Consider the following 14,852-nt stretch of genomic DNA (forward strand, 5'->3'; position numbering starts at 1 on the left):
TCAGCACTGCTGCGCAACCACTTCAAGCTGCGGCAAGATGATGACAAAGGCCTCGATCACTTCGGGGTCAAAATGTTGACCACTTTCGCGCTTTATCATCGCCACCACTTCTGGCATTGGCAACGGTTCTTTATACGGACGGCGCGTCAACAGCGCATCAAACACATCGGCCACCGCCATCAACCGCGCTGCCAACGGAATTGCGTGTCCTTGTAAACCGTCGGGATAACCGCAGCCATCCCATTTTTCGTGGTGATAATGGGCAATATCTTTTGCCAGTTTCAGAAATTCGCCGTGCTCGCCGAGATGTTCACCCGCTCGCGCCAACATTTCATAACCGCGCACGGCATGAGTGCGCATGATGACGAATTCTTCATCCGTCAATTTGCCGGGTTTGAGCAAAATATGATCGGGAATTGCAATTTTACCGACATCATGCAGCGCCGCTGATTTCGCCATCAATTCGATATAACTGGAAGTCAATTGATGTTGATAACGCGGTAAATGCGCGAGTTGCTGCGCCAGCAAGCGAACATATTCTTGCGTGCGTTGAATGTGATTGCCGGTGCATTCATCGCGGAATTCCGCCAGCGACACCATCGTCAAAATCGAAGCATCTTGAAAACGATTGATGTCTGATAACCGCTTTTCAACTTCGCGCAACAGCCACGCATTTTGATCGAGCAAAAAATCCTGCCACGCTTTGAGTTGTAAATGTGAACGCACCCGCGCTGCGACAATCGGCAAACTGATTGGTTTATGAATGAAATCAACTGCGCCAACCGCAAACCCTTGTTCTTCATCTTCCGTTTCAGTTTTGGCGGTGAGAAATAACACCGGAATCCGTTGCAACGCTTCATCTGCTTTCAAGCGGCGGCACACTTCATAACCGTCTAAATCCGGCATCATAATATCCAGCAGAATTAAATCGGGATGCCGTTCTTGTGCCAATTGCAACGCTTTGGTGCCGTGATTCGCTAATAAAATTCGGTAATCTTTGCCGAGAAAACCATTCAGCAAACTGAGATTAACCGGGGTGTCGTCCACCACTAAAATTGTGGGGCGATCAATCGCTGTGGGAATCATATTAAAAATCCGTGTTGATGGACGTTGCTGCGCAAACTGGTTCAGCATCAGCGATTGGCAATAACGTCAAAGCAGTTTCAAAATCAAAATTGAATATCGCTTGATTAATTTTGCGCACTTGTTCCGGCGCACAGCACTGCGCAAATGCCGTTTGATGCGTTTCCCACAAAGTGACGGCATCGCCATCACAGGCATCCAATAATTGGCGCAACTGGGGCAAACACTCCGGCAGCGCCGCCGCGATGGGCGCTGGTGCCGTCGCCGCTGGTGCCAGCGCGGGCGCGGCGGTCATGCTGAGAAATGTGTGCAAGCCCGTCACCAGCGGCTGCAATTCGGTGATCAGCGGCACCCACGCCGCCTGCGCAGTTTCCTCAGCGCAGTGCCGACATGCCGTTTCCAGCATTTGCGCTCGCTTCCGCACCGATTCAGCGCCGATGGTGCCTGCTAAACCGGCGAGCGTATGCGCCCACCGCTCGCTCGTCGCCCAATCGCTAGTGGCAAAGAAGGTCGCCCACGTCGGCGGGACGGCAGCAAATTCCGCCGTAAAACTGGTCAACAGGTGCTGATACAACTGGGCATTGCCGCCCATGCGCCGCAATCCGCTGGCGGCATCTAAACCCGCCAGCACCGGCAACGGTGCTGGCGTGAGCATTGGATTGGTTGGCACCGTTTCCGGCAGCGCCAGCTCCGGCGGGGCGTGATAGTGCTGCGCGAGCACCGCATACAGCGCCGCCGGTTCAATCGGCTTGCTCAGATGTTCTGCCATGCCCAGCGCCAAACACTGCTCGCGCTCTTCCATAATCGCGTGTGCGGTCATGGCGATGATCGGCAGCGCCGCATAACGCGGATCAGCCCGCAGCCGCCGTGTCGCCTCATATCCATCCATCACCGGCATCTGGATATCCATCAGCACGGCGTGATAGTGCAACGGCGGCTGGGCTGCGAGCAGGTCGAGCGCCTCTTGGCCGTGCTTGGCAACCGTCACCGTCACGCCCTGACTGGCGAGCAATTCCACCGCCAATTGTTGATTGATCGGATGATCTTCGACCAGCAACACCCGCATTCCCGTCAAATTGATCGCGTGTGCTGCTGGCGCTGCCGGTGACGTCGCCGTCACGGTCGCTGGATCAGCGGCAGCGAATTGCGCCGTAAAGGTGAAACAGGAACCCACGCCGGGCTGACTGGTCACTTCGATCTCGCCATTCATCAAACTCACCAGCCGCTTGCTGATCGCCAGCCCCAAGCCGGTGCCGCCAAAGCGCCGCGTGGTCGAACCGTCGGCTTGGGTGAACTCCTGAAACAGATTGTCAATCTGCTCGCTGGTCAAGCCGATGCCGGTGTCGTGAACACTGAAACGGAGAACGCAGTCGCGGTCGCGGCGCGTGACGGTCGATAACGTCAAGTTGACCGAGCCGTGCGCGGTGAATTTGACGGCGTTGGAAAGCAGGTTATTGAGCACCTGCCCCAGTCGCAGCGCATCGCCGTAAACCACGCCGCTCGTCTCACGCAGCGCCGGATCAATGATGTCCACCACCAGCGCGATGCCTTTTTCCTCGGCGCGGTGCCGCACCAACGCGAGCGCATTGTCCAGCACGTCCGTCAACCGGAAGGCGGCCAGCTCCAACTCCAGTCTGCCGGCTTCAACTTTAGAAAAATCAAGGATGTCGTTGATGATCCCCAGCAGCGATTGCGCGGCAGCGTGGACTTTGCTGACGTAATCGTGCTGGCGCGGGGAGAGCGCAGTTTGGAGCGCCAGATAACTCATGCCGATGATCGCGTTCATCGGCGTGCGAATTTCGTGGCTCATGTTGGCCAGAAACATGGATTTGGCGCGGGTGGCATTTTCAGCTTGGCGACGAGCGGTTTCTAAGGCTTGTTGCGCGGCTGCTCGCGCCAGCAAGTCATATTCAATCGACTGCGCCATGCCATCAAAAATGGAACCCAGCGAGGTGAGTTCCTCAACACCCAGCAATTGGCAGTCTTTGGCATCCAGCACGCGGGTGGCATAGTTGCCGGCGGTGAGTTTTTTTGCGGCATCACCTAAGCGCCGAATGGGTTGTAACACCTGCCGTTGAATGATCCGTGACGCCAGTAACACCAGCACCACGTTGATCGTCATAAATCCTAAAGACAGGGTGATGAGTTGACTTTGGCGCTGGGTGGCGGCGTCGGTTTCTTTGCGGGTGCGTTGGTCGGTGAGGCTCATCAGCGTTTGCACGGAGACGGCTAAATCCGCTTTGCAGCCGTTGTATTCCGCGCTGTTGACGAGCGTGCTGGCGAAATCAAGACGCGGCGCACCATCCGAGATGAATTCAGCTTTTTCCGGGTCGTACAATCCTTGGGTGGCGGCGAAGGCGATTTGTTCGATTTGATTGAGCGCGGCGGTCGCAGTGCGAATCCGCTCCAGTGCCGCAAACTCGTTTTGACTGAAACCCAGCGCACTCATGCGGGCGGCAAGTGAGATGCTATTTCCGCTGGCGGGCAGTCGATGTTGGCGACGTCCGGCGATCACTTCATCCCAATAGGTGGTGGGATCGAACGCCAGCGGCGGTGGTTTTTCTCCCAAGCGAATGCTGATGATGTCGTAATAATAAAACAGATAACGCGGCTCGCCGGTGGCGGTATATGCCCGCACCAAACGCGCTAACTGTTCAGTTTCCTGCTGTAAATTATAGGTGAGCGCCAGCGCTTCTTGGCGATGCGCTTGGGTAGCCAGCAGGCTGTTGTGTGCTTGCGCCATCAAAAACAACAGGATGCCGTTGGCGATGAGCGCCAGCAGCACGAGAACCGAAAACCAAATGGAAATGTTGCGCAGTTTCATGGCGCTATTTTCCGTCATTTGCAGATTAAAAAGCGATGTGAGCTAAAGAAATGACGCACTTGCACTCTCGCTATCTTTTAGCAGCACTCCTCAGCTTGGGTGCGCATCCCGCGCTGGCGCTGGACCTGTCATGGTCTGGCTATGGCACGCTCGGTTATGTCCGTTCGGATCAATCCTATCTCTATCAGCGCGTCATCACTGACCGGGGCACTTTTGCGCGTGACAGCCTGTTTGGAGTGCAATTAGACGCCAAGTTCAATCCGCATTGGAGCGCCACTGTTCAAGCGCAAATTTCACCTGCCGACGATGACGATAACCGCTGGAATCCAACGTTGTCGTGGGCATTTTTATCGTGGCGACCGGATGACGATTGGTTGCTGCGGTTGGGTAAGCTGCGTATTCCGGGTTATCTCAACTCAGAAAATAAAGATGTGGGTTGGACATTTGATTATGCCCGTTTACCAATTGAAGTGTATTCAAGTTCACCGACCGTCGATTTCACGGGTCTTTCAATTGGTAAAACATGGGGATTAGGAGCGGGCGATCTCAATCTTGAATTGTTTTGGGGCAGTGCCGATAGCGCGTGGCGCGTTTCGGTGCGCGATACCATTCCGGGATATTTTGCTGCTGGAGAGTATTTTATACCCATTCGGGTCGAAGCCAAGGGCGTGGTGCTGTCGTATCGGGAGCAGGAAAATATATTTCGTTTTAGTTTTTACAAACCATCTGGTGAGCAGCGGATTGATGGGCAAAAGTGGATTTATCACTTACCGTTAGTCAGTCCATTACCGGGAATTAGCTATTACGCAATACAACCAGAAATCGCATTAGGAACAGAAATTCCCAGCGGGCGCACCGAAGATTTTTCAGTGACCATTGTGGGAACGGATATTGGGCTTGGTTACGATATTCGCCTCGCTGCCGAGTATGTCAGACGCCTCGTGAAATATGCAGAAGATGGCATCAACAGCAATGGTGGTTATGCGTCACTGCGCAAGCGCATTGGCAAATGGACGCCCTATCTTTATTACGCTTGGCTCCGTTCTGAAGATAACGCTCTCGATTTAAGTTTGGCGCTCAATCAATCTTCTGTTCCCAAATGGCTTCCCGGCGCAGCGTTAATTAACACTTCGCAGCGTGTCGTTGCTGATATCTTTATCGCTTATGACCAGCAGACTTGGGCGCTGGGCACTTCTTACGCGCTCACGTCAACCAGCAAAATTAAATTGGAATGGGCGCGTACTCATATCGGCATGGCGTCGAGTTTCGTGGATACGCCCGCTGGCGGCGAAGTCAGCGATGAAGACATCAATCTGTTTTCCCTGTCCTATCACTTTGTTTTTTGAGGAGCCGGACATGGACAATAAACTGATCGCGTTTGTCCTCTTGTTCCTCATCAGCATCATTAATCAAGCGGTCGCTGAGGATGTGCTGATTATCGGGCATCCAGATATGCCAAAGCTGGATCGCGTCACCGTCGAAAAGCTCTTCACCGGACGCATCATCGAAGTGAACGGGCGACCGGCAACGGTCGTGAATGCAGCGCCCGGCACGATGGTGCGTAAGCAATTTTTGGCCACCGTTCTCGCTAAAGATGAAGATCAATATCTGGCTTATTGGGTGGTGCGGCGCTTTATTGGCAAAGGGACGCCGCCGAAGGATTGCGCCAGCAGCCGTGAGATCATTGAGTTTGTGAAATCCCAGCCCGGCGGCATCGGCTACATCAGCGCCAATGAGCGGACATCAGAACTCAACGTGTTGATGGAACCGTGAATCTGCCGAACCCTGCGCCAGCATTGCGTTAATGCACTGACCTCGTTAGCGTGTACGCTTCAATCAATCCACTGAATCTACAGCTTATTTGCCATGTCTGTATCAAATTCCCTGTCAACTGCTCTCACGCAAATCGGCCCGCTGCGGCTCGCGCCCGGCATTCACGCGCAACACGGCTGGACGTTTTTGATCGTCGCTTTTTTCTCGATTGGGCTGATGATCTTCATCTCCATCGGCCAGACCTACATCCTCAACGAACATCTGCACATTCCGGCATCTGAGCAGGGCACCGTCAGCAGTAATCTCGTGTTTTTCACCGAGATTTTAACGCTGCTGCTGTTCATGCCCGCTGGCATTGCGATGGATCGGATTGGGCGGCGCTCGGTGTACGCCAGCGGCTTTCTCTTGCTGGCGCTCACTTACGCCCTGTATCCGCTTGCCACCTCAATTGAGATGCTGTACGCCGACCGCATCATTTACGCGCTGGCGGTGGTCACGGTCGCCGGCGGGTTATCGACCGTCATGGCGGACTATCCCGCCGAGTGTTCACGCGGCAAATTGGTTGCTGCCGTCGGTTTATTCAGCGGATTGGGCGTGGTGGTGATGAGCCAAGGATTCGGTGCGCTGCCCAAGCTGTTCGTCAATCACGGCTGGGATGGCGTTGCTGCCGGTCAGCTCACTCATTTCATCGTCGCCGGCATCGCGGTTGCGGTAGCAGCGTTCGCATTTTGGGGCTTAAAACCGGGCATCCCGCTGCGGCAAGAGGAACGACCGACGGTGCGCGATTTGTTAATCAGCGGCTTCACCCAAGCGCGTCACCCGCGCATTTTATTGGCGTATGCCAGCGCGTTCATCGCTCGTGGCGATCAATCGGTCAACGCCGTCTTTTTGATTTTATGGGGCACTTTGGCGGGCAAAGCGGCGGGATTGGAACCGGCAGCCGCCGTGATGAGCGGCACCATGATTTTCGTCATCTCACAAGTCGCAGCGTTGGCGTGGGCACCGCTGCTCGGCCCGCTGCTGGATCGGATGGATCGAGTCAGCGCGTTGGCGGTGTGCATGGCGTTATCTGCGGGCGGCAATTTGGCGTTACTGCTGCTCGACGATCCGCTGGCGAGCGGCGGCACCGTCTTTTTCATCCTGCTGGGGATCGGTCAAATCAGCGTCTTTCTCGGCGGGCAATCGCTGATTGGACAGGAAGCACCGCTGGCGCAGCGCGGCTCAATTTTGGGCGCATTCAACGTCGCTGGCGCACTGGGAATTTTATTGATGACGGCAATCGGTGGGCGACTGTTTGATCAAGTTGATCCGCGAGCGCCGTTTGTGGTCATCGGCGCGGTCAACATTGTGCTGTTGGTTGCCAGCATTTACGTCCGCATCCGCCATCCGCACCCGATCCCCAGCGACGCTTAAAACGCTGGGCATAAAAAAACAGCGTCGCGGTGAGCGACGCTGTTGTGAAATTTGGAGGCTGAACCCGGAATCGAACCGAGGTACACGGCTTTGCAGGCCGCTGCATGACCACTCTGCCATTCAGCCTTGAGCGCCCAATTATAGGCAGTTACTCGCAGCTTGTCACCTCATGCCGCGCCCAGCGCGATGCTGTTTGCGGCTAAACTGCGTCATCATGCGCCTCTTTATTGGAAATAATCGCTATGCAATCAATTGACAATCAACGCCTTCCAATTCACTGGCAACAGCCAGAATCATTGCCTTATCAAGACATTCTGTATCACGTCGCCGAGCACATTGCCAAGATCACCATCAATCGCCCCGAAGTGCGCAACGCATTTCGTCCGCAGACCGTGCGCGAATTGATTGATGCCTTTCATCGGGCGCATCACGATCCAGATATTGGCGTCATTATTTTAACGGGCGCGGGTGAATTAGCGTTTTGTTCTGGCGGCGATCAACGCATTCGTGGCGACGCGGGTTATCAAGACGACGCCGGAATTGAGCATTTGAATGTGCTCGAATTACAGCGGCAAATTCGCACCTTACCCAAACCAATAGTGGCGATGGTGGCTGGTTATGCGATTGGCGGCGGTCATGTGCTGCATTTAATTTGTGATTTAACCATTGCTGCGGATAACGCTCGCTTTGGACAAACGGGGCCAAAGGTCGGCAGCTTTGATGGTGGGTTTGGTGCTGGTTTAATGGCGCGGACGGTGGGATTAAAAAAAGCCAAAGAGATTTGGTTATTATGTCGTCAATACGATGCGCAAGCAGCATTAAATATGGGTTTAGTGAATACAGTCGTACCGCTGGCAGATTTGGAATTGGAAACGGTGGCATGGTGTCGGCAGATGAATCAATTATCGCCTACGGCGCTGCGGGTATTGAAATCTGCTTTTAATGCAGATACCGACGGTTTAGCCGGTATTCAGGAATTGGCGGGTAATGCGACGGCGCTGTTTTATATGACCGCAGAAGGGCAAGAAGGGCGCAATGCGTTTTTAGAAAAGCGAGCGCCAGATTTTGGGCAATTTCCTCGGCGTCCTTGAAGTGTTTAGCAATTAAAACGGTGGTGATTGATGCGCCTGCAACGCGTTATTTTAGAACACTTTCGCGCTAAAGCGTTGTTATCTCTTGAGCTGGGACGCCGCTTAACGCTGTTAATTGGCGCGAATGGTTCAGGAAAAACCACCGTGCTAGATGGAATTGCCATCGGTTTGGGAGCGGTGTTGACCCACTTACCCAATCTCACGGGGTTATCATTCAAAAAAACCGGCGAGATTCGCCAAAGCAACAACCTATTGGCTCCTTATGTGCGGGTCACGCTTGAAACCACCAGCGGGTTACGCTGGGATCGCACCCAGCGCCGCGATAACAGTAAAAAAACTGCATCACAAATAGCAAATAGTTTGGGTGTGCGTGAACTGGAGCACTATCTCAATCACACAGTGCTTGATCCATTAAATAACGGCAACAGTGTTGAATTGCCGTTATTTGTGTATTACGGCGTCGGTCGCGCCTTACTTGACTTGCCATTAAGTCGTAAAGGGTTTCCCAAAGAACATGCGCCATTTGAAGCATTAGCCAATGCGTTGAATGCAGACAGCCGGTTTAAGTCTGCATTTGTTTGGTTTTATAACAAAGAAAATGAAGAACATCGCTTGCAAAAAGAGCGCCGCAGCTTTGATGCAAGTTTGCCAGAACTCAATGCAGTGCGCACTGCATTAACTGCGCTGTTTCCAGACCTGTCAAATCCACATATTGCCCTCAATCCCTTGCAATTTGTCGTGCAAAAAGATGGCGAACAATTAAACATCGGGCAGTTGAGTGATGGCTATAAAACCCTGATCGGTTTAGTCATTGATTTAAGTGCGCGGATGGCAATGGCAAATCCACATCTTGCCGAGCCACTCACTGCGGAAGCAGTCGTTATGATTGATGAAATTGATCTCCATCTTCATCCGTCATGGCAACAGCGGGTGATGGGTGATTTGTTAAAAACGTTTCAGAATACGCAATTTATCATCACTACCCACAGCCCATATATTGTGGAAGCCATCAATAATCAACTGAAACGCGATAAAGTTGCACATCTTGCGCTTGAGGAAGACATTAAAAACCTCGTTCCAATTGCAGCAGCGGATGTTGCCGCGTATGTGATGACCGCAGCAGGTGAACAATCGTTACTCAATACTGAATTAGGTTTATTGGATGACACGCTACTCAATTATTTTAACGAGTTGACTCAAGTGTATGACCGAATGCGCGATCTTGAATGGGAACAGTGTTGTGATTGAGGTTGCGCGTTTTGAACATTGCGTCTGCCGAAAAATGGATAATTGCCATCAATTATGTGCAGGTGCGTTCATGCTGGCGGAGCGCGGAAAAAAAGTTAAATTTAGCGTTCGTGCTGGGGAACAGGTTAAAGCAATTGTAATTGATGGTTGTGTTTGTAATGATAACGATAAAAAGTGTGATGGTTTGTTTCTCTTTTTGAGTCATCAGCGCAGTGCGGCTTTTTTAGTCGAATTGAAAGGAGGCGATTTATCACATGCTTTTGAACAGCTTCGATTTACGAAAGAACAGCGTCCAGAGTATATTGAATTAGTGAGTACGCTCGCAAGCAATAGCGGCAGAAAAGTGATTGAAAAAAGTTTCATTATCAGCAATAAATTAGTCAGCGCAGTTGCAAGAGAGCAACTAGAAAATCGCTATCAAATCCGCGTGCATCGCATTTTGCATTGTGAGGCAACAACAAAAATTCCTGATTTGCGTGATTATCTAAACTTTACCGATAACCGCTAAATAAACCATCCACATCTAGCAAACCCCCGCCGCCATGTCACATCTTGCGCATGGCGGCGGAATTTAACTATTTCACCGTATAGCGTTTAACCAGTTGATTATTCCTCTCGCTTAATTCAGTCATTTTGCACTGACTATCTGCAAATACGCGCAAGCGTTGCATTCCTTTAACCGGCGCGATGAGTTTGACAGTAATGGTTGTGCTGGCATTGCGTGCCAATTGATCAATATCTGCAAAAGCATCGCCAATTGCGCCACAAGATTGTCCGGTCGGTTCACTTGCCCACACTTCCAAATGACTACCGCTGGTTAAGGCGATATTGCCGATATTTTTTAAGGTGATTTGTGCTGTGAAACTTTTTCCTGCACTCGGAGAAACAGGAGTTAAAACGACATCGGTGATTTGAATATCAGCTTCGAGGGTCGTTTTATTGCTGAATTCAGCAGTCACGGTGATAGTTTTAGTTAAGGTCACGCGGCATTGCATGGGATTAGTTGCATTTGCAATGCAGCCATTCCAACGCACAAATGTTTCACCGCTCGCGGGCAACGCAGTGAGCGTGACAACGCGATCGCTAAAGCTCGCCGCGCAAAGAAAACCGCAATTGATTCCCAACGGATCGCTGGTAACGTTGCCATTGCCGACAGTTTTAACCGTGAGATTGCCGCCGGTTGTGGGAATAACCGCAAACGTCGCGGTAACTGCCTGTGCTTTGCTCATCGTGACAGTGCATTGCAGCGGATTTGCGGCAACTGCGGTGCAGCCGCTCCAACTGACAAAGGTCGAATCAGCAGTGGGCGCTGCGGTGAGCGTGATCGTTGTGCCGCTGCCGAAAACAGCAGCGCAAGCACAATTAAACTCGCAAAACTGAGCATTTGCACCGCTGCTGCAATACGCCGAATTTGCTCCGATTGGCGAACGTCATTCACAGCAGCGATGCAACATTATTTGACCGTGTATTTTTTGGTCATTTGATTATTGGTTTCATCTGCTTCCGGCAATTGACACCAGCTATCAACAAAAGCACGAAGAGTTTTAGTGCCAGCGCCCATTGACCGCAATTTGACCGTCAATGTTTTGCTCGCTCCGGCAGCCAATGAACCGATTTCAATCCATTGTTCACCAAACGCGCCGCAAATTTGCTCTGCTGATTGATTTGCCCACACATCCAAATAACCGCCGTTTGCCGTCGCAGTGCCTTGATTTTTCACCGTGATCTTGGCGCTAAAAGTGCTATTGGCGGCGGGTGAAGTTGGCGTGAGTGCAATGGCGGTGACTTTTATATCTGCCATTCCGCCAGTTCCAAAAACCGCTGTTACTGTTTTATTGCCGGTCAGCGTGATCGCGCATTGCAGCGCGTTGGTAGCAATTGGAGTGCAGCCGGTCCATTTACTGAAAATTGCGCCGGTGTCCGCTTTTGCCGTGAGCGTGACCGCAGTGCCGCTGATGAATTGCTTGCTGCAAGTCGTGCCGCAGTTAATTCCCGCCGGATCGCTTTTGACCAAACCATCACCAACTTTGCTGACTGACAGGCTATAAGTGATTGGTTTGGCGGTAAATGTCGCAGTAACGGTTTGCGCTTCAGACATTATGACCGTGCAATCGCCGGTTTTATTGGTACACGCGCCGCTCCAGCCGCCGAAGGTCGAATTAGCATCCGGCGCAGCGATGAGAGTGATTTCACTGCCGCGATTAAAATCCGCCGCGCAAATCGCGCCGCAGTTAATTCCCGCTGGATTGCTGCTGACGCTCCCGCTACCACTCCCAGTTTTATTAACATTTAAAGAATCAAAAGGATCAAAAGACTGTCCGCCGCGGACGAGGCGAACGTGGACGTCGTTGCTCCGATAGTCGTCGTTGGCGAAGCCATAGCCGAAATGCACGCCCCACGCGTAGTTCGAGTTGAAGGCATCCGGAGAACCGGACCAAAACCACGAACCCGGTGTATTCGGAAATTGAGTGGTATCAATTGCGGGGTTATAACGGCTGTAATCGACCAAGGCTTGTAATTCTTTGAAATTCGGCAGCCGCCAATCGTTATAACCACCGAGATTAGAATTATTAGCGGCAGTTAATGCGGCGCTCCAATTCATTTTTTTTGCGTCACCGGTACAATTCGTGCCGCTTTGTCCTTCACTGCATTTTGCCCACATCAGCCCAGTGTTCGACTGCGTTACGGTGCCATCCGCGTTATCAACAAAAGTGTCAAAAGACTGTCCGCCGCGGACGAGCCGGACGCTGCCGTTGTAGTACCGAGCGTTGCCGTCGGCGTAGCCAACGTTGAAATGCACGTACCACGCGTAGTTCGAGAGGTCGGCATGCGGAGAACCGGACCAAAACCACGAATACGGCTTATCGGGAAAATAATTGGTATCAATTGCGGGGTAATGACGGCTGTAATCGGCAATTCCCATCAATTCTTTTATATCCGGCATTCGCCAGTCTTTAAATCCGCACAAGCTAGTTGAATTAACGCTGGTCACATAACCGGCGGTTTCGTCGAAGGTGAAAGTTGAATCACTGAGTTTCACTTGCCAGATTAAGCCGGTGACATTATCGCGGACGCAGGTGTGATCGGTTGCCGTTGCTGGCAAATCATTTCCCGCTGCATCTAATTTCGTAAAATCAAAACCGTTGGTGCCGAATTCGGCGTCTTGCCCGGGGAAATCGGCGACCGGACAACTCAAGCCGTTTTGCGTGGCGTTCGAGCAAGTGGTGATGCCGGTGTCGTTGAGACCGGCGGCGTGAGTGGCGGGAAGAATCAGCAGCAGCGCGGCGATGCTCGCCCAGTGCAGATAAGAACGCAGAAAACGCAGTGAGTCAGACATGACATGTTCCTGAATGGATGAATTGACGTGCGGGGAAAGTATAAACCTGCGCGGCATGGCGTGTCGGTTGAGTTGGCACGTCAACCCAATCGACTGACAAATGTATTAAACTCACGCATCACTTTCAGCGTTCATTTCACTTGCGCCTGATTATTTATGTCTGCACCAATTCCACCGTTATTTACCCGCTGCCTGTTAGCGATTCGCCCTAAAACGTTGCCATTGACACTCGCACCAGTGAGCGCCGGAATTGCGCTTGCATGTGCTGACACCGGTCAATTCGCCGCAGTGATTGCGTTGTGTACAGTATTGGCGGCGCTGGCAATTCAAATCGGCACCAATTTGTATAACGACGCCGCTGATTTTGAGCGCGGCACCGATACGCCGCAGCGCACAGGCCCGCAGCGCGTGACGGCACAAGGTTGGTTTCGCGCCAGCCAAGTCAAAATCGCTGCGCATGTGCTGTTTTTATTGGCATTTTTATTGGGAATTGCGCTATTACTGCGCGGTGGCTGGCCGATCTTCAGCCTCGGCAGCGCCGCCCTGCTCGCCGGTTACGCCTACACCGCCGGCCCGCGCCCCATCGCATACGGCCCGTTGGGTGAATTATTCGTGCTGGTATTTTTTGGCATCGCCGCCGTTGCTGGCAGTCATTATTTACAAACGCTGACGTTGAGTTGGTCAGCGATCAGCGTCGGCATCGCGCTCGGATTGCCAGCCGCTGCCGTATTGACGGTCAACAATTACCGCGATTTAGACACCGACCGCGCCGCTGGTCGCCGCACGCTGTGCCATTATCTCGACCGCCCGCGCAGCCGTTTTTTATATGCGTTTTTATTGCTAACGCCAGTGCCGATGTTATGGGCAACTGAATTGCCCGGCACGACGTGGCCATTAGTCGCAGCTTTACCATTGGCGCTGGTTTTAATCGTGCAATTGGGAAAACGCAGCGGCGCGGCATTGAATACGCAATTGGCGCAAACGGCATTCTTTCAATTAGTGCTCACGGCATTATTGATTCTGGGTTTTTTGTTATGACGCTGCGGATTATCAATTGCCAACTCATTGGTTATCGCCTGCCGCTGCGAATGGCGTGGGCAAGTGCTCGCGGTGAATGGCGACAGCGGCGCGGCTGGCTGCTGCAATTACAGACTGCTGCTGATGTTGGTATTGGCGATTGCGCACCGTTGCCCGTTGCCGGCACTGAATCAATTGAAGCCGCGCAGCGCGCTTTATTGACCATTCAAGCGCGTGCCGTCGGTCACGACGCAGCGACGTTATTGGACGTTTTAGAGCCAGAATTGACCGCCACTCCCGCCACGCGCTGGGCGCTGGAATGTGCGCTCTTGGATTTATTGAGCCGACAGCGCGGGCTGACTCTGCGCCATTTTCTCGTACCGACTGCGCCTGATGTCGTGCCGGTCAACGCGATGCTCGGCGCACTCGCGGCGGTGACACCGTTAGCAATTCACAGCGCCGTTGCTGCCGGTTTTACGGTGCTCAAAATCAAAGTCGGATTAAACGCTCCGCTGACGGAGCTGGCGCAACTCAGGGCGTTGGCGCGATTGCTGCCGACGGGCGTCAGCTTGCGGCTCGATGCCAATGGCGCGTGGGATATTGCGACGGCGCAACGGATGCTTGACGGGCTGGCAGACTTGCCGATTGAGGCGCTCGAAGAACCGCTGCGCCAGCCGGATGTCGCATCATGGACGGCGTTGCAGCAGCGGGTGACTTTTCCGCTGGCGCGGGATGAATCGCTGCACATTCCTGTTGCGCAATTTCCCCGCCGTATCGTGCTCAAACCGGCAGCAATTGGCGGGCTGCGCCGCACGTTGGCGTTGGCGCAGCAGGCGCAAGCGGCAGGCTGCGAAGTGGTGATGACCAGCGTGATTGATAGCGCCGCCGGGCTGTGGGCAACCGCCCAACTCGCCGCTGCCAGCGCCAGCCCGATTCCGCACGGCTTGGCGACGGCGGCGTGGTTGGCGACGGATGTTGGTATCGCGCCGCAGCCGTTGCGTGGTCAACTGCAATTGCCAATGACGCCGGGCAGCGGCTTTTCTCCCACAATCACTTGATAAAACAG

Annotated in this window: 12 protein-coding genes, 1 tRNA gene and 1 pseudogene; 8 read left to right on the forward strand and 6 right to left on the reverse strand. The window is 53.1% G+C overall.

The features are described from left to right. Together CKO12_RS01755 and CKO12_RS01760 are read right to left on the reverse strand one after the other, a co-directional pair. Entirely contained in the window at positions 1-1,086 is a 1,086-nt protein-coding gene (locus CKO12_RS01755; RefSeq protein WP_200153010.1) for a response regulator, read from the reverse strand. Position 1,087: 1 nt separating this feature from the next. Continuing rightward, the gene (locus CKO12_RS01760; protein ID WP_242466154.1) at positions 1,088-3,925 is read right to left on the reverse strand and encodes an ATP-binding protein; all 2,838 of its coding nucleotides are present in this window, start codon (positions 3,923-3,925) and stop codon (positions 1,088-1,090) included. A gap of 32 nt (positions 3,926-3,957) precedes the next feature. On the opposite strand from CKO12_RS01760, the gene CKO12_RS01765 reads away from it, so the two are divergent. The 3 genes from CKO12_RS01765 to CKO12_RS01775 all read left to right on the forward strand — a co-directional run bounded on the left by CKO12_RS01765 (position 3,958) and on the right by CKO12_RS01775 (position 7,093). Beyond that, positions 3,958-5,253 carry a hypothetical protein gene (locus CKO12_RS01765; protein ID WP_200153012.1) on the forward strand — a complete coding sequence of 432 codons (1,296 nt, stop codon included), beginning with the start codon at positions 3,958-3,960 and terminating at the stop codon, positions 5,251-5,253. Between the two features lie 10 nt (positions 5,254-5,263). Then, complete coding sequence (locus CKO12_RS01770; protein ID WP_200153013.1) at positions 5,264-5,680, forward strand: type 2 periplasmic-binding domain-containing protein; 417 nt, start codon at positions 5,264-5,266, stop codon at positions 5,678-5,680. Between the two features lie 93 nt (positions 5,681-5,773). Further along, positions 5,774-7,093: an MFS transporter gene (locus tag CKO12_RS01775; protein WP_200153014.1), complete on the forward strand. Its 1,320-nt coding sequence runs from the start codon at positions 5,774-5,776 to the stop codon at positions 7,091-7,093. 52 nt (positions 7,094-7,145) lie between these two features. Here the strand turns inward: CKO12_RS01775 and CKO12_RS01780 are convergent. Continuing rightward, positions 7,146-7,219: transfer RNA gene (locus CKO12_RS01780), tRNA-Cys, on the reverse strand. Positions 7,220-7,335: 116 nt separating this feature from the next. On the opposite strand from CKO12_RS01780, the gene menB reads away from it, so the two are divergent. Genes menB through CKO12_RS01795 form a run of 3 tightly spaced genes read left to right on the forward strand, consistent with a single transcriptional unit; the run spans position 7,336 to position 9,940 of the window. Further along, positions 7,336-8,184 carry a 1,4-dihydroxy-2-naphthoyl-CoA synthase gene (gene menB / locus CKO12_RS01785; protein ID WP_200153015.1) on the forward strand — a complete coding sequence of 283 codons (849 nt, stop codon included), beginning with the start codon at positions 7,336-7,338 and terminating at the stop codon, positions 8,182-8,184. 30 nt (positions 8,185-8,214) lie between these two features. Further along, entirely contained in the window at positions 8,215-9,432 is a 1,218-nt protein-coding gene (locus tag CKO12_RS01790) for an AAA family ATPase (protein ID WP_200153016.1), read from the forward strand. Then, the gene (locus CKO12_RS01795; protein ID WP_200153017.1) at positions 9,425-9,940 is read left to right on the forward strand and encodes a hypothetical protein; all 516 of its coding nucleotides are present in this window, start codon (positions 9,425-9,427) and stop codon (positions 9,938-9,940) included. The genes CKO12_RS01790 and CKO12_RS01795 overlap by 8 nt, the downstream gene beginning before the upstream one ends. Positions 9,941-10,007: 67 nt before the next feature. Here the strand turns inward: CKO12_RS01795 and CKO12_RS01800 are convergent, their stop codons facing one another. The 3 genes and pseudogenes from CKO12_RS01800 to CKO12_RS01810 form a co-directional block, all read right to left on the reverse strand. Further along, positions 10,008-10,661: a CARDB domain-containing protein gene (locus CKO12_RS01800; protein WP_200153018.1), complete on the reverse strand. Its 654-nt coding sequence runs from the start codon at positions 10,659-10,661 to the stop codon at positions 10,008-10,010. Between the two features lie 18 nt (positions 10,662-10,679). Beyond that, positions 10,680-10,853: pseudogene (locus CKO12_RS15335) on the reverse strand (hypothetical protein); the annotation flags it as partial. Between the two features lie 32 nt (positions 10,854-10,885). Next, positions 10,886-12,769, reverse strand: coding sequence for an Lcl domain-containing protein (locus CKO12_RS01810; RefSeq protein ID WP_200153020.1), 1,884 nt, complete (start codon positions 12,767-12,769; stop codon positions 10,886-10,888). Positions 12,770-12,925: 156 nt separating this feature from the next. Here CKO12_RS01810 and menA point away from each other — a divergent pair, with 156 nt between their 5' ends. Both menA and menC read left to right on the forward strand, forming a co-directional pair. Further along, the gene (gene menA / locus CKO12_RS01815) at positions 12,926-13,807 is read left to right on the forward strand and encodes a 1,4-dihydroxy-2-naphthoate octaprenyltransferase (RefSeq protein WP_200153021.1); all 882 of its coding nucleotides are present in this window, start codon (positions 12,926-12,928) and stop codon (positions 13,805-13,807) included. Then, positions 13,804-14,844 carry an o-succinylbenzoate synthase gene (menC, locus tag CKO12_RS01820; protein ID WP_200153081.1) on the forward strand — a complete coding sequence of 347 codons (1,041 nt, stop codon included), beginning with the start codon at positions 13,804-13,806 and terminating at the stop codon, positions 14,842-14,844. Before menA ends, menC begins: the two co-directional genes overlap by 4 nt. The last annotated feature ends 8 nt before the right edge of the window (positions 14,845-14,852 follow it).

It is taken from the genome of Chromatium okenii, from assembly GCF_016583745.1.
Classification (GTDB): Bacteria; Pseudomonadota; Gammaproteobacteria; order Chromatiales; family Chromatiaceae; genus Chromatium; species Chromatium okenii.

Bases quoted from the DNA above. Each gene is read 5' to 3' on its own strand.
- CKO12_RS01755 (WP_200153010.1), bottom strand. From the start codon at position 1,086: ATGATTCCCACAGCGATTGATCGCCCCACAATTTTAGTGGTGGACGAC.
- CKO12_RS01760 (WP_242466154.1), bottom strand. From the start codon at position 3,925: ATGACGGAAAATAGCGCCATGAAACTGCGCAACATTTCCATTTGGTTT.
- CKO12_RS01765 (WP_200153012.1), top strand. From the start codon at position 3,958: ATGACGCACTTGCACTCTCGCTATCTTTTAGCAGCACTCCTCAGCTTG.
- CKO12_RS01770 (WP_200153013.1), top strand. From the start codon at position 5,264: ATGGACAATAAACTGATCGCGTTTGTCCTCTTGTTCCTCATCAGCATC.
- CKO12_RS01775 (WP_200153014.1), top strand. From the start codon at position 5,774: ATGTCTGTATCAAATTCCCTGTCAACTGCTCTCACGCAAATCGGCCCG.
- menB (WP_200153015.1), top strand. From the start codon at position 7,336: ATGCAATCAATTGACAATCAACGCCTTCCAATTCACTGGCAACAGCCA.
- CKO12_RS01790 (WP_200153016.1), top strand. From the start codon at position 8,215: ATGCGCCTGCAACGCGTTATTTTAGAACACTTTCGCGCTAAAGCGTTG.
- CKO12_RS01800 (WP_200153018.1), bottom strand. From the start codon at position 10,661: ATGAGCAAAGCACAGGCAGTTACCGCGACGTTTGCGGTTATTCCCACA.
- CKO12_RS01810 (WP_200153020.1), bottom strand. From the start codon at position 12,769: ATGTCTGACTCACTGCGTTTTCTGCGTTCTTATCTGCACTGGGCGAGC.
- menA (WP_200153021.1), top strand. From the start codon at position 12,926: ATGTCTGCACCAATTCCACCGTTATTTACCCGCTGCCTGTTAGCGATT.
- menC (WP_200153081.1), top strand. From the start codon at position 13,804: ATGACGCTGCGGATTATCAATTGCCAACTCATTGGTTATCGCCTGCCG.